We start from the raw sequence: 20,217 nt of genomic DNA, 5'->3' as shown, positions 1-20,217 counted from the left end.
GGCCTGCCATACTGGGGAGCGAGGAGGAAAGATCCACCATGTGGTCGACGTCATTGGCGGCACCGACTTTATCGTCATCACCACCCCGGAGTGTGCGGAACCGATCGTCGCGTTTCTGATCGAGCAGTTCGGGTCGTACTTCGCCGACATCTATGAGAAACGGCGGGTCAGCGACGACTCGATCCTGTCGATGTCGATGGCCGGCGTCAGCCTGCTTCCCGGCAGGTTTGGCAGCGTGGAGGAAATCGCGCAGCAGGCGGCATGGGTCAAACGGCTGGCGAAGGAGCGGCCCGGAACCGTCTTTGTCTCCGACCAGGACAGGGAGTGCGCGGAAGCGAATGACAGCGGAAGAGATTGGACGCGGGCAGAGCAGCGTGGTAAAATGGGGGCGTTATGACTCTTCCCACGTCTGGAGGCAATGGAATGAAAAAAGCGCTGATCACCATGGAAAACGGCAACCAGATCGAACTGGAACTGTTCGAACAGGAAGCGCCGGGAACGGTGGCCAATTTTGAAAAATTGGCAAATTCCGGATTCTACAACGGCCTGACGTTCCACCGCGTCATCCCGGGCTTCGTGGCGCAGGGCGGGTGCCCGTACGGCACGGGAACCGGCGGACCGGGCTACACCATCAAGTGCGAGACCGAAGGCAATCCGCACAAGCATCTGCGCGGCTCCCTGTCGATGGCGCACGCGGGCAAGGATACCGGCGGAAGCCAGTTCTTCATCTGCTATGACTCCTTCCCGCACCTGGACGGCGTACATACCGTTTTCGGCCGCGTGACGAAAGGCATGGAGCACGTGGATGCGATCAAGCAGGGCGACAGAATGGAAAAAGTGGAAGTGTTCGCCGAATAACGGCAAGGGAACACATCCGTTGCGCAATCGAATCCCCTCGCGGTGGACTGCGGGAAAACGCCCAGGTGAAGACAGGGGCGAAGACAGTCTGCCGGAGGGGATTTTGTCATGCCAAAAGGGCAGACGTGTCCCCATGCGCCAGGAGAACGGAGAGGTGGGGGGCAGGAGCCGCTTCGTTCATCTGGGTTTCTCTGGGTTTACAGCATTTCCAATCCTGTGATAAAACGTAGGTAGTGAACAAACGACCGGCATCGGGAGCGGAAAAACCGGACAACTTGCGGCACAGCCAACCGATAGTGGCTCAGGTCGTGACAGGGCAGCGGTTCAGCATGATGAACCGTTTTTTTGCAGCTCCACAAACGTAGTCAGCTTACTAACTTCTACGGATCCGGAGGGATGTCTTGTGACAGCAGAACTGTTTTTGGAGGACAGCTATCGTTGCGAATGCGCGGCTCGCATCGTGGAGATTTCCGGCGAAAAGGTGATCCTCGATCAGACGGTGTTTTATCCGACGGGCGGCGGACAGGAATGCGACACCGGGACGCTTGAACAGGACGGACGGCTGTTTGACGTCTACCAGGTGAAGCGGGAGGGCGGCCGGATCGTCCATTACGACAAGGAACCGGAAGGACTGGCGGCCGGTCCGGTCACGGCCAGAATCGACTGGCAGCACCGGTATGGAATGATGCGTCTCCACACGTCGCTGCACGTGTTGGCTGCGGTCGTATACGAGAAGTACGGCGCCCTCTGCACCGGCAACCAGATTTACCCGGAGCGGGCCCGCATCGATTTTAACCAGCTTCATGACTTGACGCCGGCGGAGCTGGATGAGATCGTCGCGGAAACCAACCGCGTGATCGCCGCCGATCATCCCATCTCGTACCGGACCATCGGCAGGGAAGAGGCGGAGCGCATCCCCGGGATCATCAAAACGGTGGTCAGCCTGCTGCCTCCCTCGATCAGGGAAGTGCGGCTGGTGTCGATCGATTCCGTAGACGAGCAGGCGTGCGGCGGCACCCATGTCAAACGAACCGGGGAGATCGGCCGGTTGGAGATCACGGACGTAAAAAGCAAAGGGAAGAACAACAAGCGGCTGGAAGTGCGGGTGCTCCCGCTCAACATGGAAAACGCGCGGGGATGAGCCCGTTCCCGGTCACCCGCTCCAAAGGCACGCTTCATGTCTGAGCGACCCGTTCTCCTCCGCACTCGGGGTTGTAACCCTCCGAGTCTGCTGGTATGCTAGAAGATAGCGACTTTTTCGGAGGAGAACGGAATGGACTTTCCTAATCTGTTTCACTTTGAGTGGGAGACGGTGCCGTTTCGCTTGATCGCGTTCGTCATCGCCTTTACGCTGCACGAGTGGGCGCACGCCTACGTGGCCTGGAAGCTGGGGGATGACACGGCCAAGCGGGAAGGGCGCCTGACGCTCAATCCGATTCCCCACATCGATCCGTTCGGGCTGATTTTGATTTTGTTCGGACCGTTTGGCTGGGCCAAGCCCGTGCCGATCAATCCGCTGCAGTTCCGCGGCAACAAACGGCTGGGGATCGTCTACGTGTCGGCGGCCGGGCCGCTGATCAACCTGGTGCTGGCCGTTTTCTTCATGACGATCTACGGCTGGGTGGCGCAATCGAACGTGCTTGCGGGCATGCATGAAATGGCTGCCGTCGCCATTCATGAAACGCTGTTCAACTGCGTGCTCATCAACTGCGCGCTGTTTGTGTTCAACCTGCTGCCCATCCATCCCCTGGACGGCTCCAAAATTGTCCGTTTTCTTTCGCCGCGCCGCTGGGACGGATTCTTTTACAAGCTGGAGGTTTACGGACCGTGGCTCCTGCTGCTGCTGATCTTCCTGCCGGCTCTGCGGGGCCTGATTCTGAATGCGCCGCTGAGCATGACCGTCTCGTGGGTGGTAGATGCGGCTACCGCCATTTTATCGCTGTTCTAGCCAGTGGGAAACGAGGGAGTTACTTGTGTCATACAGCATCAAACTAGATTCCTTTGAAGGCCCGCTCGACCTGCTTCTGCACCTGATCGAAAAGGCGGAGGTGGACATCTACGACATCCCGGTCGCGGAGATTACCGAGCAGTATCTGGCGACGATCGACACGATGCAGCAGCTTCAGTTGGATGTGGCCAGCGAGTTCGTCGTGATGGCGGCCACGCTGCTGTCGATCAAAAGCAAGATGCTGCTGCCGCGAAAGGAAGAGCACGTGTTTCAACCGCTTTTGGACATGGACGTGGAAGAGGCCGACCCGCGCGAGGAACTGGTGCAGCGGCTGCTGGAGTACAAACGGTACAAGCTGTTGGCCGATCAGCTCCGCGAGATGGAGACGGGGCGCAACCAGGTGTTCACGCGTCCGGCGGAAGACTTGTCCCCTTACGTCCGCGAAGAGGAGCAGACGATCAAGGACGTCACCCTGTACGACCTGTTGAGCGCGCTGGAAAAGCTGGTGAAGCGGGTCAAGGAGAGGGACCCGATTGCCAAGGTGTCGCGCGACGAAATTTCCATCAAGGACAGAATGCAGGAAATCCGGCAGCTTTTGCGGGTGGGCGGCGGCATGATCCGCTTTTTCCAGCTTTTCTCGCCGGGGGCGTCGCGCACGGAGATCGTCACCACGTTTCTCGCCCTGCTGGAGCTGATGAAGGCCAAACACGTCACCTGCGTGCAGCACAAGCTGTTTCACGACATCATGATCTGCGAGAATACGGAGAAAGGAGCCCAAGCCGATGGACTATGACAAGCTGAAAGGCGTCATCGAAGGCTTGCTGTTCATCTCGGGCGACGAGGGCATTGACGCCAAGCAAATCAGCGAGATAATCGAAGTGCCGGAAGAAACGGTCGTCGATTTGATCGAGGACATGAAAGCGGATTTTCGCCGTGCGGGACGCGGCATTCAAATCGTGGAGGTGGCCCGCGCCTACCAACTGACCACCCTGCCTGAGCACGCGCCCTATTTTGAGCGGCTGGCTTCATCGCCCAGCCAGTCCACGCTCTCCCAGGCGGCGTTGGAGACGCTGGCGATCATCGCGTACAAGCAGCCCATCACCCGCTCGGAAATCGAGGAGATTCGCGGCGTCAAATGCGAAAAGGCGCTGAACACGCTGCTCTCCAAGCAGCTGATTCGCGAGGCGGGCCGGGCGGAAGGCGTGGGGCGTCCGATCCTGTACGCCACGACCAAGGAGTTTTTGGAACATTTCGGGCTGCGGGAATTGAGCGATCTGCCCGAGCCGCCCGTCAACCTGAACATCGAGGAAGCCCGGATGGAGGCGTCCGCCCTGTTCGGAAAAGCGGAAGAGACGACAAACGACTAGTCGCCTGCGGACAGTTTCGGTACTACCAAACGACTCGTCCCCATATACTGGTACAAACTGCCGGTACTACAATCGTTGGGGAGGACGTTATGAAAGTGCGGAAAAAACTGTCCGGCGTACTCGTCGTTTTTCTTTTTTGGCAGATGCTCTTCATGCAGCAGCAGGTGGAGGCCGCAGACGGCCCCCCCGACGTCTCCGCGGAAGCGGCCGCCCTGATCGATGTGGCCAGCGGGCGCATCCTGTACGCCAAAAACGGATCGAAAAAAATGCGGATCGCCAGTCTGACCAAAACCATGACGGCGATTGTGGCGATCGAGTCGGGCCGGCTTCAGGACGTCGTGACCGTGCCAAAGGAGGCGGTCGGGGTGGACGGCTCCTCGATCTACCTCAAGCAGGGCGAAAAGCTGACGCTCGAAGAACTGCTGTACGGGCTGATGCTCCGCTCCGGCAACGACGCCGCCGTGGCCGTGGCGCATCACGTCGGCGGATCGGTGCCCGGATTCGTCTACCTGATGAATGAGAAGGCGGCGCTGATCGGCATGACCCACACCAACTTCACCAATCCGCACGGTCTCGACGACAGCAACATGCACTATTCCACCGCCGAGGATATGGCCAAGCTCTCCGCCTACGCGCTGCACAATCCCGTCTTTCGCCAGATCGTCTCGACCAAGGTGAAGAGCATCTCGTGGGAAGGGGAAAAATGGGACCGGCGTTTGCAGAACAAAAACAAGCTGCTTCATCTGTACAACGGCGCGGACGGAGTGAAGACCGGCTACACCAAGCTGGCCAAACGCTGTCTGGCTTCCTCCGCGACGCGGGACGGTCGGCAGTTGGCGGCGATTACGCTCAATGCGCCGGATGACTGGAACGACTCGATGAAGCTGTTGGACTGGGGGTTTGAGCACTTTGCCGTGAGCAGGGTCGTTACCAAGGGGCAAACGGTCCAGGTGAGTTTTGCAGCAGAAGATCCGTCCCTCCGCCTGGTGACGATCAACGAGTTCGCCTATCCGCTGCAAAACGGCGAGGCCGAACAGCTCCGCACGCAGGTGGAGCTGGTTCAGCCGTCCGTGACGAAGCGCATGGTCGGCAGGCACGTCGGGTTTTTGCAGGTGTATCTCGGCGACCGGTTGATCGGCCGGGTGCCGCTCACCGTACAGGATTCGTCGCCGGCCTCGACGCCCGGGCGGACGCGGTCGTTCTGGGACCATGTCTGGGAGATCATGGCGGGAGGGATGTGGAGTGCTTAACGTCATCTGGCTCGCCCTGATCGTCATCAGCATCGTGGTGGCCGCCGTCAACGGACGGCTGGATGCGGTCAATCAGGCGGCGTTTGAAGGAGCCAAAACGGGGGTGACCGTCGCGTTCGGGCTGGTAAGCGTGCTGGCGTTCTGGATGGGCTTGATGCGCATTGCCGAGAAAGCGGGGCTTCTGGACGTGCTCGCCCGGCTGTTGGCGCCGCTCATCAACCGGCTGTTTCCCGACGTGCCGAACGGACATCCGGCCATGGCCTACATTTTGTCCAACATGAGCGCCAATCTGCTCGGGCTGGGCAACGCGGCCACGCCGATGGGACTGAAGGCGATGGAGGAACTGCAAAAGCTGAATCCCGACAAGCAGCACGCCACGCCGGCCATGTGCACGCTGTTGGCGATCAACACGGCCAGCATTACCCTGATTCCCACGACCATGATCGCGATTCGCATGCAGTACGGTTCGGCCCATCCGGTCGAAATCGTGGGCACGACGCTGCTGGCGTCGTTCGGCGCCACGGCTGTCGCCCTGCTGCTGGATCGCTGGTACCGATACCGTCACACCCGCAGGCTGAAATAAAGGAGGGAAGCCGGCATGTACCAATGGGTTTCCCTGATCTCGCTGTGGGCCATTCCGGTCACGATCGCGTTCGTGCTGCTGTACGGCTGGCACAGGCGGATTCCCGTGTACGAGACGTTTGTCGACGGAGCCAGAGGCGGGCTGACCACGTCCATCCGCATCCTTCCCCATCTGATCGCGATGATGGTGGCCGTCACGATGTTCCGTGAATCGGGAGCGCTGGAACTGCTGCTCTCCGTCCTGAAACCGCTGCTCGCGGTGCTGCACGTGCCGGAGGAGATCGTCCCGCTCGCGCTGCTTCGCCCGCTCACCGGCACGGGGTCGCTGGCGGTGGCCACCGACCTCATCGCCCAGTACGGGCCCGATTCGTTTATCGGCAGGCTGGCCGCCACCATGCAGGGAAGCACGGATACGACGCTGTACGTGCTGACCGTCTACTTCGGCGCGGTAGGCATCCGCCATTCCGCGTACGCCCTGCGGGTCGGGCTGTGGTCGGATCTGGCGGGCGTAATCTTTTCGCTGCTGATCGTTTCGTACGTCTTTGGCTGAGCCGTGATGGGCTGGCTGGAAAACTTCCCGGTCGAGGGAAGTTTTTTCGTTTTTCTTGTCCACACTGGTAAGAATGGGTATGATGTTGTAGAGGTGAACCATCCATGGAACGGTTGCAAAAAGTGTTGGCACACGCCGGCGTCGCCTCTCGCCGCCACTGCGAAGAATTGATCGTGCAGGGCCGGGTGCAGGTGAACGGCAAAGTGGTGCGGGAACTGGGAACGCGGGTCGATCCCGGCACGGACCGGATCGCCGTGGACGGCCGACCGGTTCGCCTGGAACAGCACGTCTACCTGCTGCTGTACAAGCCGACCGGCGTCATCACCAGCGTCTCCGATCCGCAGGGCCGGCGCGTCGTCACCGATCTGTTGAAAGGAGTAAAGGAACGGGTCTATCCGGTGGGACGGCTGGACTACGACACGTCGGGCCTGCTGCTGATGACAAACGACGGGGAACTGGCCAACATGCTGGCACACCCCTCGTACGAGATCGACAAGGTGTACCGCGCCTGGGTGAGAGGAGTGCCCAGCCCGGAAAAAGTGGACAGGCTGGCGCGCGGAATCAAGCTGGAGGACGGCATGACGGCTCCCGCGCGGGCAAGGCTGCTGAAGACGTCGGCCGCCGGGGATCGGGCGCTGCTGGAGCTGACCATTCACGAAGGGCGCAATCGCCAGGTCCGCCGCATGTGTGAAGCGATCGGCCATCCGGTGCTGACCCTGGAGCGCGTCAAGCTGGGCTTCCTCACGCTGGAAGGACTGGAGCCGGGACAGTACCGGCCGCTGACGACGGCGGAAGTAGAGCGGTTGAAACGGGGCCTGACCCGGGACCGCAAAATCCCGCCGCACCGCCGCTGACCCGGCGCGAGACGTTCAAAATCTGTTCATATCTTGTGCGCTGGCGGAAAATCAAGGAACGCTATAATAAAATAAGGAAGCAAACAGGCCGGCAACAGGCACAGATGGGAGTTTGGACATTCATGGACAAGAGCAATCGCACATACATCAGAGTGGCTGTTTTGGGCGTTTTGCTGGTGGCGCTGGTCTTCGCCGTCTATTCCAGCTTTGTGAAGGACCCCAACGCCGTGAAAGTGGGCAGGGACGCCCCAAATTTCAGCCTGGAACAGCTAAACGGCCCGTCCATCACCCTGTCCGATTTGAGGGGAAAAGGCGTCGTGCTCAACTTCTGGGGGACGTGGTGCGGCCCCTGTAAACAGGAAATGCCCGCCCTGCAGAAGCAGTACGACGCGTACAAAGACAAGGGACTGGTGGTTGTGGGCGTGAACATCGGGGAATCGCCGATCACCGTGGAACCGTTTGTGAAGCAGTTTGGCGTGACCTTCCCGATCCTGTTGGACCGCGAGTCGCAAATCACCAAGCTGTATCGCATCGGACCGATTCCGACGACGTTTTTCATCGATCCGGACGGAGAAGTGAAGGAAATTTTCGTCGGGCAGTTGAACGAGGACATGATCGCCCAAAAAGTGGCCAAAATCTTGCCGTAAGAGAGGAGCAACATGGATCAGCGAAAATGTGAATGCGGACATGCCAATCCGGTCGGCACGCTGCTCTGTGAATCGTGCGGCAGGCCGCTGGAGCAGGAGCTGACCGCACAGACCGGAGAGGCTGCACAGGTCGGACAGGCCGCCTTTCCCGACATGCGTTACGAAGGGATGGCCCGCCGATCCCAGACCTATACCAATACCTTGATTGACCGGGTGTGGAACACCTTTTCATCCGTCAAGGTCGCCATTGGCATCATCATCGTTATCTTGATCGCCTCCGCCATCGGTACCATCTTTCCGCAGCAGCAGTACATCCCCGTGCCGGTGCCGACGGAGGCGGACGTCGCCCGGTTCTACAGCGAGACCTACGGAACGCTGGGGCAGATCTACTACGCGTTGGGCTTCCACAACATGTACTCGTCGTGGTGGTTTGTCACGCTGCTGGTCGCCTTGGGCACGTCCCTGGTCATCTGCAGTCTGGACAGGGTGATCCCGCTCTACAAGGCGCTGAACAAACCGCGCGTCAACCAGCATGTCTCGTTCCTGAAAGGGCAAAAGCTGTACGGCGAAGCGGAGCTTTCCGCCGAGACGCAGCCGGGTGCGGTCGCCGACAAGGCCGCCGATGCCCTGCGGAAAAAAGGCTACCGCATCTTCCGCGACGGCGACGCGCTGATGGCGGAAAAAGGACGCTTCAGCCGCTGGGGGCCCTACGTCAACCACATTGGACTGATTATTTTCCTGATTGGCGTCCTGATGCGGAATATCCCCGGCTTTTACCTGGACCAGTTCGTCTGGGTGCGCGAGGGGCAGACGGTGGCGGTGCCGGATACCCCGTATTACGTAAAAAACGTGGCGTACCATACAGAGTACTGGTCGGAAGAAGAGATGCCGCAAAAGCTCGATCTGAACGGGGGCGCGATTCCGAAAAAGTTCCAGACGGACGCGATTCTCTACCTGAACAAAAACGCCGATCTGCCCGGTGCCAAGCCGGAGCTGGTCGAGGTGAAGCGGGGACCGATCGTGGTGAACCATCCCATGATCCATGAAGACCTGTCTCTGGTCCAGTCGGGCGTGCAGGAGATGCAGTTGGGCGCCCTCAATTTTGTCCTGATCGACAGGCAGGCCGGCGGCAAACCGGTCGGGCCGATCAAGCTGGATCTCTACGAGCCCAATCCGGAACTGCAGGTGGGCGACGGAATCAAGGTTCGCGTACTGGAGTACTTCCCCGACTTCATCATGGGGCCGGACAACAAACCGGCGACGAAGACCAACCTGCCGAATAATCCGATGTTCGCGCTGGAAGTGATCTCGGAAAAAGACAACGTGCGGGAGAAGATGGTGTACCTGCGCGGCACGATCATCACGCAGAAAGCCGACTCCCGTTACACACTGGAGATCAAGATGCCCGACCTGATCGACATCTCGGGACTGATGGTGCGCATCGACAAGGCCGTACCCGTGATCTACTTCGGCGCGATCATCTTCATGATCGGCGTGGTGATGGGCTTCTTCTGGCAGCACCGCCGGATATGGGTGCAGTTTCATGAGGGACGCCTGCTCCTGGCTGGCCACACCAACAAAAACTGGTACGGGCTGCGCCGGGAGATCCAAACTTTGATTGAACAGACGGAGCTGCCGATCGCGCTGGAAGACAGATCGAAAGCGTAAGCGGCTCCAAGGAGGGTAACTGGACGTGCAGCTCATCCAACTGAGTGATTGGCTACTGGATATCGCCTTTGTGCTGTACGTGCTCTCGTCGATTGTGTTCGTCGTCGCGATGACGGGGAAGAACTGGGCGGGACGCGATCCGAAACAGCACGAACTGAAGTATGGCCGGACCGCCTACTGGCTGGCGGTAGTCGGCTTTCTCGCCCAAACCGGCTACGTGGTGACGCGATGGATTGCCGGCGGCCACAGCCCGACCAGCAACATGTTTGAGTTTATCGCGTTTCTGGACTACTGTATTATCCTGGCCTACCTGATCATCTACCGCATCTACAAGCTGACCGTGATCGGCATGTTCGTGCTGCCGCTGGGGGTCATCATGCTGGCGTACTCGTACGTCTTTCCCAAAGAGGTGACGCCGCTGATCCCGGCGCTGCAGAGCTACTGGCTGCACATTCACGTGACCACGGCAGCGCTGGGCGAGGGCATTTTGGCGGTCGGCTTTGCCGCCGGGCTGATGTACCTGGTGCGGACCGTTCCGCAGGACAGGGCGACGAAGAGCACCCGCTGGCTGGAATTTGTCCTGGCCGTGGTGCTGATGCTGGTCGGCTTCATCGGCATGGACTCCACGTTTGCCCGCCTGGATCACAAGACCGTCTTTGAGCTGAACCAGGAGCAGGCGAACAATCAGGGCCAGATGGAGAAAATGAAGGTAGAGTACACCCTGCCGGCCATCGTCGCGCCGAACGGCTCCACGGTTGTCAAAGCGGGACCGATTACGCCGCTGTTCGAGGCGCCCGCCTGGATGGAAGGCAAAGATGCGTCCCGGAAGCTGAATACGATGCTCTGGTCCGTCATCTCCGGTTTGGTCCTGTACGGTATCCTGCGGCTGGTTTTCCGCAAACGGCTGGGGGCGGTCATGCAGCCTTCGCTGAACGGCATCGATCCGGAACTGCTGGACGAAATCAGCTATCGCGCGATCAGCATCGGCTATCCCGTGTTTACGCTGGGAGCGCTGATTTTCGCCATGATCTGGGCGGAAGAGGCATGGGGCCGCTTCTGGGGCTGGGACCCCAAAGAAGTGTGGGCGCTGATCGTCTGGCTGTTTTACAGCGCGTACCTCCATCTGCGCCTGTCGCGCGGCTGGATCGGCGCCAAATCGGCCTGGATGTCCGTCATCGGGTTCGTCATCATCCTGATCACGCTGGTGGTGGTCAACCTGGTGATCGCCGGTCTGCATTCCTACGCAGGGGTGTAGCGCAGGCATACGTCGCAAAAAGCTGGTCTGTCCGCCAGCTTTTTGGACTATCTGATTCACATTCGATTGATAACATGGACCCAAGAGGTGTATGGTATGGAAAAAGCGGCACGCATTCTAGTGGTGGATGACGAGGAACGCATTCGCCGTCTATTGAAAATGTACCTGGAACGAGAAGCTTTTGTCATTGACGAAGCGGACAACGGGGAACAGGCGTTGGAGATGGCGCTGGCGACCGACTACGACATCATTTTGCTCGACTTGATGCTGCCCGGCATGGACGGCATCGAGGTGTGCCAAAAAATCCGCGAGCACAAAGCGACGCCGATCGTCATGCTGACAGCCAAAGGGGAAGAGACCAACCGCGTTCACGGCTTCGAGGCCGGCGTGGACGATTACGTCGTCAAGCCGTTCAGCCCGCGTGAGGTCGTCTACCGCGTCAAGGCCATCCTGCGCCGTTCTTCGGCTACCGCGTACCTGAAGACGGATACGTTCAACAGCCATTCGGTCCTCGTTTTCCCCGATCTGACGATTGACCATGACGCCCACAAGGTGATCGCCAGCGGGCAGGAAGTGAGCCTGACGCCCAAAGAATACGAGCTGCTGCATTACCTGGCGCTGTCGCCGGACAAGGTCTTCACCCGCGAGGAGCTCCTGAAAGACGTATGGCATTACGAGTTTTTCGGCGATCTGCGCACCGTGGACACGCACATCAAGCGGCTTCGGGAAAAATTGAACCGCGTCTCGCCGGCCGCGGCGCAGATGATCGCCACGGTCTGGGGCGTAGGCTACAAGCTTGAGGTGCCGAAGTAACGTGGACGTCATTTTCAAGAGCGTAGTCGGCAAGCTGTGGATGACCATCATCGCGCTGTTTGCCCTGGTGCTGACGCTGTTCAGTCTGATGCTGGTCCAGTCGTTTGACTCCTTTTACTTTCACCGGCAGACGAAAAACCTGCAGGAATTGGCGGAAGGTCTGTCCGAGAGCCTGGCCGCCTACCCGGACAAGCGGGCGGCGCTCGACATCGCCTCCAGCTTCGGCGTCATTCACCGCACCGGCCTGGTGATGGTCGATCAAACGGGCAAGCTCGTGGGCAAAAGCGAAGGCAGAGGGGAGCCGATGGTCCCGGTGGAGCAGCTTCTCGCGGCTCCGGAGCTGAAGCTGTCCGAGGCCTTGGCCGGCAAACACCCCGCGCCGGGGCGCATCCTCTTCACCGACAATCCCAGCGACCGGAACGCGCGGATGCAGATTTTGGCCGTGGCCGTTCCGATCGAGCTATCTCCAGGCATGCGGGGCTCGATCGTCATGTACCAGGCGATTGAAGATTTCGACGATACGGTGCGGGAAGTGCGCAAGCTGATTTTCGTCGTCGGCGTCATCGGGTTCATCTTGACGACGGTCTTCGCCTTTTTCCTGTCGTCGCGCATCACCTTTCCGCTGCGCCAGATGAAAGAGACAGCGCATCGGATCGCGGAAGGGGATTTTCACGCCGAGATCCCGATCCGGACGACGGACGAGATCGGCGAACTGGCCGCTTCGTTCAACACCATGGCCAGCCGGTTGAACCAACTGGTGGACGCCCTTTCCAAGGAAAAGGAGCAGTTGGCCAGCGTCCTGCGCAGCATGGTGGACGGCGTGGTGATGATCGACGAGCAGGGGAAAATCGCCGTCGCCAACCCGCCGGCCGAACACTTTCTGCGCGACTGGAAGTACGAGCATCCGGATGAACCGGTTCCGCTGTTTGCCTTCTATCAGCAGGTGGTGCAGACCGGCCAGGAGGTGACGGAGGATCTGCCCGTCCAGGGCCGAATCTGGTCGCTGGTGATGGTACCGCTGAACGACCGGGAGCAGATTCGCGGGGCCGTGGCCGTGCTGCGCGACATGACCCGGGAGCGAAAGCTGGACAAGATGCGCAACGACTTTGTCGCCAACGTGTCGCACGAACTGCGCACGCCGCTTTCCATGCTGCAGGGGTACAGCGAAGCGATCGTGGACGATATCGCCGCCTCCCCGGAGGAGCACAAGGAATTGGCCCGGATCATTTACGACGAGTCGGTCCGCATGACCAAGCTGGTCAACGAACTCCTGAGCCTGGCCCGAATGGAAGCCGGCCATGTCGAATTGAGTCTGGAGCCAATCGAGCTTCGCCCCTACCTGGAGCGCATTCAACGGAAATTTACCAACCTGGCGAGGGAACGCGAGATTCATCTGCTGCTCGAGATCGACACGGAGCAGACGACGGCGCTCGTCGATCCCGACCGGATGGAGCAGGTGCTGACCAACCTGATCGACAACGCGCTGCGTCACACCCCCAACAAGGGGACGGTGACCCTTCGCGCCCGGGGAGACAAGACGCTCCTGCTGGAGGTGAGCGACACGGGCAGCGGCATTCCGCAGGAAGACCTGCCGTTTGTGTTTGAGCGCTTTTACAAGGCGGACAAGGCGCGGACGCGGGGCAAAGCGGGCGGCACCGGACTGGGATTGGCCATCGCCAAAAACCTGGTGGAAGCCCATGGCGGAACAATCAGCGTGCAGAGCAAACTGGGGGAAGGCACGACCTTTACCATCGCCTTGCCTGACAAAACCAAGCACAAATAGGAGTGGAGAGAAATGATCAAGATGATACTGTTTGACGTCGACGGCGTCATGCTGAGTGAAGAGCGCTATTTTGACGCTTCCGCCCTGACTGTCTGGGAAATGCTGCACAGCCCGCGCTATCTCGGCCTGGCGGGAGACACGTTTACGCCCTGTCCGGAAGAAGCGGAGATCCGGCGCGTCCGCCGGCTCGTCTTTGCCGACGACGACGTGCTCACCTTCATCAAGTCGCGCGGCATCAATTCCAACTGGGATATGGTGTACCTGACCTTCGCCTACCAGGTGATCCGGCTGTGCGAAGCCCTGAAACCGGCACTGGGGCAGCAGGCCACCGATTTGCTGGCCGGCCAGTTGAACCGCGCCCAGCTCGCCCGACTGTCGGAGTGGGCCAAGGCGTACGCCCCTGACTTTACCGTTGAATACGCCAAGTTTACCAAGGATTTTGCCCGAGGCTCCGCGCAGAAGGCGGAAATGCTGCTCTATCTGAACCAGATTGCGTTTGAGCGCTGCGGCGTCGTGACCAACGCCTTCTCGCGCAACAGCGACTTGTGGCGGCTGTGCCAGGAGACGTTCCAGGAATGGTACCTGGGTGATGAACGAGTGGCCGCGTCCATCGGTCGCGAAACGCACCAGCCGGGGAAAAAGGGGTTTTTGACCGACGAAATCCCGATCGTCAGCCCGGAGGAACTGCGCAGCCTGTTTCGCACGTTGAAGGAGAAGGGGTATACGCTCGGCATCGGCACGGGACGTCCCACGATCGAGACGCATGTCCCGCTCAGCGAACTGCAGGTACTGGAATGGTTTGATCCGGAACGAGTGGTGACTGCCAGCCACGTGTTGGAAGCGGAAGAGGAGTTCCCGGCCAGCGCGCCGCTGTCCAAGCCGCATCCGTTTTCCTACCTGAAAGGGCTGCTGGGGCTGTCCACGCCCAATCGCGAGGTGCTTGGCCATCCGCTGCCGATTGCCAACGGCGACGAGGTGCTGATCGTCGGCGATTCGCTGGCGGATCTGCTGGCCGCCCGCGCCATCGGCTGTCGCTTTGCGGCTACGCTGACCGGCTTGTCCGGACAGGAGGCCCGCCGCAAGTTTGAAGAAGAACAGGCCGATTACATTCTCAACGACGTGCGCGAAATTCTCTCCATCCTCGAATAGCGAATCACAAGGCTTCGCCGCCCCGGCAGGGGGACAGGCGAAGCCTGATCTCTCCAAAACAAAAACGGCTCCCGCGGGAGCCGTTTTTGTTACCTGCCCATGCACCCTTTTGCCTACAAGACAAAATACCGCAGATAGACGTACACATGCGACAGGATGATGGACATGATCATCAGCGGAAACGCCACTTTCAGAAATCCCAGGAAGCTGATGTGATGGCCTTCCTTCTCGGCCAGTCCGGCGACGATCACGTTGGCGCTGGCGCCAATCAGCGTGCCGTTGCCGCCCAGGCATGCACCCAGCGCCAGGCTCCACCACAGCGGTTCCAGATTGGTGATGCCCAGTGCTCCCATTTCCTTGATCATCGGGATCATCGTGGCGACGAACGGAATGTTGTCCACAAACGCGGACGCAATCGCGCTCAGCCAGAGAATCAGCAGGGAGGTGTGCAGCGCATTGCCGCCGGTCAGGTGTATGGCCTCTTCCGCCAGTTTGGCGATCACGCCGGTGTGAACCAGACCGGAGACGAGGACGAACAGGCCGACAAAGAAAAAGATGGTGGTCCACTCCACCTGGCTGATCGCGTCTTCCAGGTAGTGTTCACCGGTGAGCAGAAGCAGCAGGAACGCCCCGCTCAGGGCGATCGTTGCCGTTTCCAGATGAAGCACGTTGTGCAGCATGAAGCCGATAATCGTCAGCGCCAGCACGGCCAGTGACTTTTTCAGCAGCGTGACATCGGTGATTTCGTCGCGTTCGTTCAGGTTCATGATCTGGGCCTGCAGTTCCGGCGACGCGACGAGCTGCTTGCGGTACAGCAGCACAAAACAGCCGATCGTGGCGACCATGATGATCGCGACAATGGGCGCCAGGTTGACCAGGAAGGCCATGAAGTCCAGTTCCGGGACAGCGCTTCCAATCATGATGTTGGGAGGATCCCCGATCAGCGTGGCGGTGCCGCCCGCATTGGACGAGATAATTTCGCTGATCAAATAGGGCATCGGGTTCACCTGGAGCTGCCGGGCGATGCTGAAGGTCACCGGCACGATCAGCAGCACGGTGGTGACGTTGTCGAGGAAGGCGGAGGTCACGGCCGTGATGGCGCTCAGGTAGACGAGGATGCGCACGGGATTGCCCTTGGCCGCCTTGGCGGCGCGGATGGCCATGTACTTGAAGACGCCTGTCTTCGCCGTGACGGCGACGAGAATCATCATCCCGATCAGGAGGCCGAGCGTGTTGAAGTCGATGTGCTCGATCGCCTGCTCCTGGTTGACAATGCCAAACAGGACCATGAGGATTCCGCCGGCCATGGCGACGATGGTGCGGTGAAGCTTTTCACTGATGATGAATGCGTATGTAACCAAAAAAATGCCGATGGCGAGCAGTGCCTGGTTTGCCATAACGATCTCCTCTCATGTTTTGACTGGTCTTGGTCTTGTACTATTATACCTGTACCCGTTTGGTCAGGTAAAGAAACGGCCTGGTGCATGAGACCAGGCCGTGCAGAGGAGATCCTGCGGCGAGCGGTCGCGCCTACAGTTCGATCTGCGTCACGCTTTTCACTTCCGGCAGTTCGCCCATGGTGTCCAGCAGTTCGGCGGAGACCGGCTTGTCGACGGAGAGCATCATGATCGCGTCGCCGCCCATGTCGCGCCGCCCCACCTGCATGGTGGCGATGTTGACGTCGTTGTTGCCGAGAATCGATCCGACGCGGCCGATGACGCCGGGACGGTCGTTGTGGTGGATGTACAGCAGATACCCTTCCGGCGCCACGTCGATGGCAAAGTCGTCGATCTTGACAATCCGCGCCCCGTAGCCGTTGAGCCGGGTACCGGCAACCGTACGCGTCTGCTGCGTGGTCTTCAGCGTGACCGTCAGCAGGTTGGTAAATCCGCGATTGTGCGCCGATTTTTTCTCCGTGACGGTAATGTCGCGCACTTTGGCCAGGAGCGGAGCGTTGACGTAGTTCACCTCTTCGCCCAGGCGGAAGGAGAGCACGCCTTTCAGCACGGTCCGGGTCAGCGGTGCCGTGTCCACATCGGTCAGTTCGCCGCTGTAGGCGATGGCGATTTCCTGAATCGAGCCGACCGTCACCTGTGCCAGGAAGTGCCCCAGTTTTTCGCCGAGCGTAAAGTATGGCTGCAGGCGTTCCATGACATGAGCCGGGATGGACGGGAGGTTGACCGCGTTTTTGAACGGCTCGCCGCGCAGCACCTTGAGAATTTCGCCCGATACGTCGACCGCCACGTTCTCCTGCGCTTCCACAGTGGAGGCACCCAGGTGGGGAGTGACGACGACCTGCGGCAGGCCGATCAGCGGGTTGTCCACCGGCGGTTCCACTTCAAACACGTCCAGGGCCGCGCCCGCCACCTTGCCGGTCAGGATGGCTTCGTACAAAGCCTTTTCGTCAATAATGCCGCCGCGGGCGCAGTTGATGATGCGAACGCCGTCCTTCATTTTGGCAAACTCGCGGGAGCTGATGATATGGCGCGTTTCCTTCGTCAGCGGGGTGTGGACGGTGATGAAATCGGCTTGCCGGCAGATGTCGTCCACGGTGGCGTGGGTGACGCCCAGTTTTTGCGCGCGTTCTTCCGTCAGGAACGGGTCGTAGGCCAGCACGGTCATGCCGAACGCCTTGGCCCGCTTGGCCACCTCCGTTCCGATCCGGCCCAGGCCGATGATGCCCAGTACCTTGTTGTTCAGCTCAACGCCCTGAAAGCTTTTTCGGTCCCAGGTTCCCTCCGTCAGTTTTTTGTGCGCCTGCGGGATGTTTCGGGCGACGGCCATCAGCATGGCGAAGGAGTGCTCCGCCGTGGAGACCGTGTTGCCGTCGGGAGCGTTGATGACGACCACCCCGGCTTCGGTGGCGGCGTTGATGTCGATGTTGTCCACGCCCACGCCGGCGCGTCCCACCACTTTCAGTTTCTTGCCGGCGGCCAGCACCTCGGCGGTCACCTGCGTCTGGCTGCGGACGAGCAGGGCGTCGTAGTCCCCGATCACGGATAGCAGATCAGTGGGAGAGAGGTTGGGTTGCCGCACCACTTCCACGTCGGGGGCGTCGAGCAGTTGTTGTATGCCGTGTTCGCTCAGCGGGTCGGTAATCAGGATTTTATACATGAGCAAGAAGCACCTCCTGTGCAGCTTTGACACCTGCCCCCAGTTCCACGGGAGCACCAATTTGACGAAGCGACAGTTCGATGGCGGCGATCACCTGCAGCACGTCGAGCGGTTCGCAGTAGCCCATGTGGCCGATGCGGAAAATCTTGCCCTTGAGGTGCTGCTGGCCGCCGGCGATCACGATGTTGTGGCGGGTGCGGAGCACTTTTCTCAGCTCCTCCGCGTCGAACGCCCCTTGGGGATCGCACGAGGTGACGGTCGGAGAAGCGTACGCGTCCTCGGCCATCAGCGGCACGTTCAGCGCCCGCATCGCGGCGCGGGTCATGTCGCGCATCACTTCATGCCGCTTGATGATGGCGGGCAGTCCCTCTTCTTCCAGCATGGAGCAGACTTCGTCCAGGCCGAACACCAGCGAGACGGCCGGCGTGTACGGCGTCGTGTTTTCGGCCAGGCTTTTGCGGTAGGCCTTCAAGTCGAGGTAAAAGGCCAGCGGCTTTTTCTGGTCAATCACCTGCCAGGCTCGCTCGCTCGCGGCCAGGAACGCCAATCCGGTCGGTAGCATGAACGCCTTTTGCGAACCGGTCACGACGATGTCCACGCCCCAGGCGTCCATTTCGCAGGCGACCGCGCCCAGGCAGCTTACCGCATCCACGATGAACAGCGCGTCCGAATGCTGGCGCACCACCTGTGCCAGTTCGCGGATCGGGTTGAGCACGCCGGTCGACGTTTCGCAGTAGGTGGCGAAGACGGCTTTTACCTGCGGTTTGTCAGCCAGAAACGCCTGCAGCAGATCCGGCGTAACCGCCTTCCCCCAGGGAACTTCCAGGCGGTGGGCAACCACGCCAAACCGCTCGCAGATTTTGGCGAACCGTTCACCAAACGCGCCGCTTACCAGAATCGCCGCTTCTTCGCCCGGCTGCAGCGTGTTGACCACGCTCATCTCCAATGCGCTGGTACCGCTGCCGGCCAGGATGAACACGTCCTGGCTCGTGCCGAAATACGGCTTCAGCCGCTCGGCGGTGCGGGCGAACAGCGCGGAAAACTGTCCGCTGCGATGGCCGATCATCGGCTGGTTCATCGCCTGCTGGACGCGAGGGGGGATGGGGGTAGGGCCGGGTATGCGCAGGATCATTTTGTCGGCAAACATGTGTTTCTCTCCTCCTTGACAAGTACATATGAAAAAAACCTCCCGTTCCCACACTGCTCCTGTTCGCGGAACAGTGAGGGACGAGAGGCTTGCTTCGCGGTGCCACCCTCATTCGTTCTTCTTTTCGCAAAGAAGAACCTTGCCAGGTACGGGACCTGAGAGATAACGGATCAACCGTTCGCGCCTACTGGATGCCCGGGACATCGGTTCAGCGCAACAACTCGGAAGTGCTCATCCTTGGAGGGAACCACCGATTCGCAGCGACCATCGGCTCTCTGAGGGTTTCCCGTCCAAGGCATCTCTTCGTCATCGTTGTTGAAGTATTCAAGCAGTTTCAGATTTGTTATTTACAATATCACGAGGGCATGCGGCCGTCAAGTACAAAGAACACAAAAAAGGAACATTACTGGTAAAAGCGAATTTATCGTTCGTGAAATAATAGCGTTTTCACTGGAAGGAAGCGTATTTTAAGAGTAAAAACCGAACGTTCTTATATCGGTTTCATAAAAAATGGGAATATGGGAGCTGGATCGTTCGGATTTTTCCGCATGTTCCTGGTGGAACTGAACGTATGCAAAAGCCCTGCGTCTCCGCAAGAGACACAGGGCTCATCGTGGATCGGCCCAACGCGATCAGTTGTTGGCGGCGTAGCGGGCCAGGCACTCGTCGATCAGGGCTGCCGCCTTTTCGGGACCTTCCCAGCCCTCGATCTTGGTGGTTTTGTTCTCCAGGTCTTTGTAGCGCTCGAAGAAATGGGAGATTTCCTTCAGCACATGGGGCGGCACGTCGTCCAGGGATTTCACATGGTCGAAGCGCGGATCGTCCACCGGAACGGCCAGCAGTTTTTCGTCCTGCCCCTTGTCGTCGGACATGATCAGTACGCCGATCACGCGGGACTTGATCACGCAGCCCGGGAACGTCGGGAACGTGGTGAGCACGAGGATATCCAGCGGATCGCCGTCCAGCGCCAGCGTTTTGTCCAGGTACCCGTATTCGGTCGGATAGTGCATCGGAGAGTAGAGGACGCGGTCCAGGCGGAAGACGCCGGCTTCCTTGTCATACTCGTATTTGTTTTGGCTGCCCGCGGGAATTTCGATAAACGCGTCAACGACTTTGTTTTCGAAAGACATCAATGCTCCTCCTCATAAAAAAATAAATATGTACGGACTGCCCACATTATAGCAGGAACCGGCAGCAAAAGAAAGAAATGAAAAAACCCCCCATGTCTCGAG

Annotated in this window: 20 protein-coding genes and 1 other annotated feature; of the genes, 16 read left to right on the top strand and 4 right to left on the bottom strand. The window is 59.7% G+C overall.

Features of this window, described 5'->3' with window-relative positions:
* Window positions 1-40 precede the first annotated feature (40 nt).
* From A6764_RS13320 to A6764_RS13245, 16 genes are all read left to right on the top strand, one after another.
* Window positions 41-397 (top strand): hypothetical protein, encoded by a 357-nt coding sequence (locus tag A6764_RS13320; RefSeq protein WP_065066266.1) that lies wholly within the window; start codon window positions 41-43, stop codon window positions 395-397.
* A gap of 26 nt (window positions 398-423) precedes the next feature.
* Entirely contained in the window at window positions 424-858 is a 435-nt protein-coding gene (locus A6764_RS13315) for a peptidylprolyl isomerase (protein WP_035297866.1), read from the top strand.
* A 403-nt stretch (window positions 859-1,261) separates the two neighbouring features.
* On the top strand, window positions 1,262-1,999 hold the full coding sequence (locus tag A6764_RS13310) for an alanyl-tRNA editing protein (RefSeq protein WP_065066267.1): 738 nt from the start codon (window positions 1,262-1,264) through the stop codon (window positions 1,997-1,999).
* A 132-nt stretch (window positions 2,000-2,131) separates the two neighbouring features.
* A complete protein-coding gene (locus tag A6764_RS13305) occupies window positions 2,132-2,806 on the top strand; it encodes a site-2 protease family protein (RefSeq protein ID WP_029099544.1) in 675 nt (224 codons plus the stop codon).
* 25 nt (window positions 2,807-2,831) lie between these two features.
* The gene (locus A6764_RS13300; RefSeq protein WP_035297863.1) at window positions 2,832-3,599 is read left to right on the top strand and encodes a segregation/condensation protein A; all 768 of its coding nucleotides are present in this window, start codon (window positions 2,832-2,834) and stop codon (window positions 3,597-3,599) included.
* Window positions 3,589-4,173: an SMC-Scp complex subunit ScpB gene (gene scpB, locus A6764_RS13295; RefSeq protein ID WP_029099546.1), complete on the top strand. Its 585-nt coding sequence runs from the start codon at window positions 3,589-3,591 to the stop codon at window positions 4,171-4,173. Before A6764_RS13300 ends, scpB begins: the two co-directional genes overlap by 11 nt.
* An 89-nt stretch (window positions 4,174-4,262) precedes the next feature.
* On the top strand, window positions 4,263-5,423 hold the full coding sequence (locus tag A6764_RS13290; RefSeq protein ID WP_065066268.1) for a D-alanyl-D-alanine carboxypeptidase family protein: 1,161 nt from the start codon (window positions 4,263-4,265) through the stop codon (window positions 5,421-5,423).
* Window positions 5,416-6,006, top strand: a complete 591-nt coding sequence (locus A6764_RS13285) for a nucleoside recognition domain-containing protein (protein WP_029099548.1) — start codon at window positions 5,416-5,418, stop codon at window positions 6,004-6,006. The genes A6764_RS13290 and A6764_RS13285 overlap by 8 nt, the downstream gene beginning before the upstream one ends.
* Window positions 6,007-6,021: 15 nt before the next feature.
* On the top strand, window positions 6,022-6,555 hold the full coding sequence (locus tag A6764_RS13280) for a spore maturation protein (RefSeq protein WP_035297860.1): 534 nt from the start codon (window positions 6,022-6,024) through the stop codon (window positions 6,553-6,555).
* Between the two features lie 104 nt (window positions 6,556-6,659).
* Window positions 6,660-7,409 (top strand): pseudouridine synthase, encoded by a 750-nt coding sequence (locus tag A6764_RS13275; RefSeq protein WP_029099550.1) that lies wholly within the window; start codon window positions 6,660-6,662, stop codon window positions 7,407-7,409.
* Window positions 7,410-7,531: 122 nt separating this feature from the next.
* Window positions 7,532-8,056 carry a thiol-disulfide oxidoreductase ResA gene (gene resA / locus A6764_RS13270; RefSeq protein ID WP_065066269.1) on the top strand — a complete coding sequence of 175 codons (525 nt, stop codon included), beginning with the start codon at window positions 7,532-7,534 and terminating at the stop codon, window positions 8,054-8,056.
* 12 nt (window positions 8,057-8,068) lie between these two features.
* A complete protein-coding gene (locus tag A6764_RS13265) occupies window positions 8,069-9,724 on the top strand; it encodes a cytochrome c biogenesis protein ResB (protein ID WP_065066270.1) in 1,656 nt (551 codons plus the stop codon).
* A gap of 25 nt (window positions 9,725-9,749) precedes the next feature.
* Window positions 9,750-10,979: a cytochrome c biogenesis protein CcsA gene (ccsA, locus tag A6764_RS13260; protein WP_065066271.1), complete on the top strand. Its 1,230-nt coding sequence runs from the start codon at window positions 9,750-9,752 to the stop codon at window positions 10,977-10,979.
* A gap of 96 nt (window positions 10,980-11,075) precedes the next feature.
* A complete protein-coding gene (locus A6764_RS13255; RefSeq protein ID WP_029099554.1) occupies window positions 11,076-11,792 on the top strand; it encodes a response regulator transcription factor in 717 nt (238 codons plus the stop codon).
* 1 nt (window position 11,793) lies between these two features.
* Window positions 11,794-13,575 carry an ATP-binding protein gene (locus tag A6764_RS13250; RefSeq protein ID WP_065066272.1) on the top strand — a complete coding sequence of 594 codons (1,782 nt, stop codon included), beginning with the start codon at window positions 11,794-11,796 and terminating at the stop codon, window positions 13,573-13,575.
* 12 nt (window positions 13,576-13,587) lie between these two features.
* Window positions 13,588-14,724, top strand: coding sequence for an HAD family hydrolase (locus tag A6764_RS13245; protein ID WP_065066273.1), 1,137 nt, complete (start codon window positions 13,588-13,590; stop codon window positions 14,722-14,724).
* A 113-nt stretch (window positions 14,725-14,837) separates the two neighbouring features.
* On the opposite strand, the gene A6764_RS13240 is transcribed toward A6764_RS13245, so the two are convergent.
* The 4 genes from A6764_RS13240 to A6764_RS13225 form a co-directional block, all read right to left on the bottom strand.
* The gene (locus A6764_RS13240; protein WP_065066274.1) at window positions 14,838-16,121 is read right to left on the bottom strand and encodes an ArsB/NhaD family transporter; all 1,284 of its coding nucleotides are present in this window, start codon (window positions 16,119-16,121) and stop codon (window positions 14,838-14,840) included.
* A gap of 133 nt (window positions 16,122-16,254) precedes the next feature.
* Window positions 16,255-17,838: a phosphoglycerate dehydrogenase gene (gene serA, locus A6764_RS13235; RefSeq protein WP_065066275.1), complete on the bottom strand. Its 1,584-nt coding sequence runs from the start codon at window positions 17,836-17,838 to the stop codon at window positions 16,255-16,257.
* Window positions 17,831-18,985, bottom strand: a complete 1,155-nt coding sequence (locus tag A6764_RS13230) for a pyridoxal-phosphate-dependent aminotransferase family protein (protein ID WP_065066276.1) — start codon at window positions 18,983-18,985, stop codon at window positions 17,831-17,833. The genes serA and A6764_RS13230 overlap by 8 nt, the downstream gene beginning before the upstream one ends.
* Before the next feature lie 73 nt (window positions 18,986-19,058).
* Window positions 19,059-19,304: a binding site (T-box leader), on the bottom strand.
* A 313-nt stretch (window positions 19,305-19,617) separates the two neighbouring features.
* Window positions 19,618-20,115, bottom strand: a complete 498-nt coding sequence (locus A6764_RS13225) for an inorganic diphosphatase (RefSeq protein WP_029099560.1) — start codon at window positions 20,113-20,115, stop codon at window positions 19,618-19,620.
* Window positions 20,116-20,217 lie beyond the last annotated feature (102 nt).

It is taken from the genome of Brevibacillus sp. WF146, from assembly GCF_001673705.2.
Classification (GTDB): domain Bacteria; phylum Bacillota; class Bacilli; order Brevibacillales; family Brevibacillaceae; genus Brevibacillus; species Brevibacillus thermoruber.
The sequence above is the reverse complement of the archived record's forward strand: the minus strand, read 5'-3'. Positions and strand labels throughout refer to the sequence as shown.

Bases quoted from the DNA above. Each gene is read 5' to 3' on its own strand.
- A6764_RS13315 (WP_035297866.1), top strand. From the start codon at position 424: ATGAAAAAAGCGCTGATCACCATGGAAAACGGCAACCAGATCGAACTG.
- A6764_RS13305 (WP_029099544.1), top strand. From the start codon at position 2,132: ATGGACTTTCCTAATCTGTTTCACTTTGAGTGGGAGACGGTGCCGTTT.
- scpB (WP_029099546.1), top strand. From the start codon at position 3,589: ATGGACTATGACAAGCTGAAAGGCGTCATCGAAGGCTTGCTGTTCATC.
- A6764_RS13290 (WP_065066268.1), top strand. From the start codon at position 4,263: ATGAAAGTGCGGAAAAAACTGTCCGGCGTACTCGTCGTTTTTCTTTTT.
- A6764_RS13280 (WP_035297860.1), top strand. From the start codon at position 6,022: ATGTACCAATGGGTTTCCCTGATCTCGCTGTGGGCCATTCCGGTCACG.
- A6764_RS13275 (WP_029099550.1), top strand. From the start codon at position 6,660: ATGGAACGGTTGCAAAAAGTGTTGGCACACGCCGGCGTCGCCTCTCGC.
- resA (WP_065066269.1), top strand. From the start codon at position 7,532: ATGGACAAGAGCAATCGCACATACATCAGAGTGGCTGTTTTGGGCGTT.
- A6764_RS13265 (WP_065066270.1), top strand. From the start codon at position 8,069: ATGGATCAGCGAAAATGTGAATGCGGACATGCCAATCCGGTCGGCACG.
- A6764_RS13255 (WP_029099554.1), top strand. From the start codon at position 11,076: ATGGAAAAAGCGGCACGCATTCTAGTGGTGGATGACGAGGAACGCATT.
- A6764_RS13245 (WP_065066273.1), top strand. From the start codon at position 13,588: ATGATCAAGATGATACTGTTTGACGTCGACGGCGTCATGCTGAGTGAA.
- A6764_RS13240 (WP_065066274.1), bottom strand. From the start codon at position 16,121: ATGGCAAACCAGGCACTGCTCGCCATCGGCATTTTTTTGGTTACATAC.
- serA (WP_065066275.1), bottom strand. From the start codon at position 17,838: ATGTATAAAATCCTGATTACCGACCCGCTGAGCGAACACGGCATACAA.
- A6764_RS13230 (WP_065066276.1), bottom strand. From the start codon at position 18,985: ATGTTTGCCGACAAAATGATCCTGCGCATACCCGGCCCTACCCCCATC.
- A6764_RS13225 (WP_029099560.1), bottom strand. From the start codon at position 20,115: ATGTCTTTCGAAAACAAAGTCGTTGACGCGTTTATCGAAATTCCCGCG.